Raw genomic sequence first — 2,867 nt, 5'->3', positions numbered from 1 at the left:
TCCTGGGGAGAATAAGACCATTAAAATCACTATAAATGCCCCCGAGGATGTCAAAGAAGGTGAGCGACGCATTTATGTGATCCATGCTTATATCAATGGGATTCTAATTGGTGGGGTTGAAATTGACTTTGTGAAAAGTCAATATACCTCAACTAGTACCTCATCTCTTTCTTCCAGTACCTCGCTCCCAACCGCCAATATAACCACATTCTCAATTCCCTTTATCTTGCTTCCCACCTTATCCATCTATTTATGGAAAAAGAGGAAATAATTTTCTTTTCTTTTCTTTTTTTAAAAAAATACTTAAGTAAGAGTTAAAGAAATATATTTAATTAAATTTTCTGCATCTCTTAATCTGATCGATTTTTGAACTAATCCAGTTTATAATAATGTATTTTATGACATGATTTCAATAGTTAAGTAATATACTTTAACATTGATTTTTCATAAAATAAACATGTAATATAAGAGACTCTTTAATATAAAAAAAAACAATACTTAAATACTCAAAAGTCCCATAAATAATTCTCTTAAAAGTAATTTCTTTGGAGCGTGTTGTTTTTCGCTGAAATAAAATCAATCGCCTCATTTATACCAGTTAACAGGTTAGAAATCGAGGAGCTCGTTGATCACTATCACGCAATGTCGCAATTGAACTATAAAATTGCGCTAGGTATGATGAAACGTGCAGTGAATCGTTTTCGCGGGAAAGCATTAAGTTCTGTCAGGTGGATCTATAATCAACGTTTAATGTTAAATGAAAAAATTGTCCCTGGTCCAAATGAAGATGCTTTAACGGCTGGAATTCAATCTTTTAACTATGCTATTAAGAGAGCCGGCATTCAACCTCATCAAATTGATGCTTTGTTCGTTGTATCTGAATCATACCCCTACGCTGTTAAATCAAGCACTGCACTAGCTGGAAAAACAGGTGTGACAAATCTAAGATTTGGAGTAAGGGGTGAGTTTGCGTGTAAACCCTTTGGTGAATTCCTAGAAATCGGGGCTGCATTAATAGATTCTAAAAGATGTCGTTATGTAGCAATTACAGCTACTGATGCTTCTCAAGGTGCACCAGGAGACGATCTTGAGTTTTCAGCATCATTTTATTCAACTACAATGATCCTCGGGGAAGATGGTGATGGGAGTATCGCAAAACTGCAGGGTAGGACTTCTATAAATTATGATTTTAGTGATTTCATTCGAAAAGAAGGTGAACCATTCCCCGAACATGAAGGGCAAGGAACAAGTCTTGCATTCCGTGGAATGATTCTTTCTGCGGTAAAGAAACACCTTGAACGTTATGAAATAGCTCCCGAGTGCCTTCCGAACAAAACTTGGGTTATCCACAGCCCCAATGGTTCTTTTCCTAATGAAGCCTTACTAGATGTTTCTGATTATTTTGGTATTAAGTTGGCTGAAAAGAAATTTGATGGGGACGGAAAAATGCTTGGGATTGAACCCCAGGTCAAGGTTTCAAACTTAGCTCCTCAAATTGCTAACGGTTATTCTGCAACTGTTCCAACTGCTTTGTGTGCAGCAATGGAGAATAGTGCTAAAGGGGATGAGATTATGACCGTCCTGTATGGCTCAGGTGCAGGGTCTGACGTGATTAGTATCAAAATGAAAGTTAATGGTTCAATTGTAGCTAATAGTGAAGTACCAACAGTCCAAGAACAAATTGACTATAAACAAAAGATCTCAGTTGAGGATTACATCAATTTCCGGGACAATGCTGAAAAAATTGCCAAACATATGGCGCTTTTGGAGGTAGAACCTCTATCAGAAGAGTATTATCAGGTTGAAGGATGTCCTGTGTGTGGAGCGGTTTACTTCGGGGATAGCTGGAATCCAGAGAATTTTCCAGATTTTTCACCACCTGAGAAATTCTTTGAATTACGAGGTAAATGTTTACGGGGAATTCAAAAAGATAAAAGTGATACCAAGCGAATATGTAGTGCAGAATTACAAAAGATAAAAGTATTTAAGCGCGCTAAAATTACGAATGTCACTTTATATGGCGGAAAAAAGCAGGTTGGTCATCCTGAGAACCCCTATTGGACAATGTTTGAACAGAAGATGATTCGAGCATTCAACTATAATCCTAAAATCTATAATTTCATGGTTGGTCAAGAAGTGAAAGCAGTAATTGGTCGCTGGCGCCCCTCCCCGAAAGATTGGGTTCCTATCCTCTATGTTCCTATGTATGCACCTCTTCGACGGGACTATGCTAAAAAACAATAAATATTAAATGTTTAAAATCCATAATTTTTTTTAGAAAGTCAGAGAAAACTAAAAACCATCTATCTTTTTCCGCTTCTCGAAGAGTTTATCCGTGAGAAAATTACCTACACTTTCCAATTTCTTATCAATTTCTACTGCTTTTGTTTTCACATGCTCTTTCTCAGGTTTTGGAACACTAAAGATTGATAGTGTTCCTACGATTTGGTGTTCCTGATTTATGACAGGAAGTATAGATTCTCCCGTAATAGAAAATATTCCCCAAGCTTCTTTCAGCTTTTGATCAAGACTAAAGGTATAACTGATGGGAAAGGCCACCTCAAAGACTTGAATATTCTCTAGTTTACTTCTTTCTTCAACCATGTTGAATGGAATAAAACCAGTTGGAATTCCATCTTGTGTAATAATCCATGTTTCTTTATCATTAGGATTTACTTGGATATTTGAGCAGAATTGATCCCATTCAAGTAGCTTGAAATTTTTTTGGACATATTCATCAATTGATTCCTCAGCATTGGTAATTCCAACATATTCTTCGCTAATCTTTTCCAGATTGATATCAAATGTAACTGGTAATTTTATTAGTTCAATTTGAGCTTTATTTATCAAAATTGCTGAAAATGATT

Annotated in this window: 3 protein-coding genes; 2 read left to right on the top strand and 1 reads right to left on the bottom strand. The window is 36.1% G+C overall.

Annotated elements, in window-relative coordinates; all coding sequences use genetic code 11:
• The coding region (locus ACWVCY_RS03720) for a hypothetical protein (protein WP_455140360.1) at positions 1-271 on the top strand (271 nt) is incomplete at its 5' end.
• 284 nt (positions 272-555) lie between these two features.
• Positions 556-2,244, top strand: coding sequence for a hypothetical protein (locus ACWVCY_RS03715; RefSeq protein ID WP_455140358.1), 1,689 nt, complete (start codon positions 556-558; stop codon positions 2,242-2,244).
• 48 nt (positions 2,245-2,292) lie between these two features.
• Here the strand turns inward: ACWVCY_RS03715 and ACWVCY_RS03710 are convergent.
• A partial coding sequence (locus ACWVCY_RS03710) for a hypothetical protein (protein WP_455140356.1) occupies positions 2,293-2,867 on the bottom strand: 575 nt, incomplete at its 5' end.

The organism is Candidatus Hodarchaeum mangrovi, from assembly GCF_975850365.1.
Note: the sequence above shows the minus strand (reverse complement) of the source record. Positions and strands in the feature narration are given on the sequence as shown.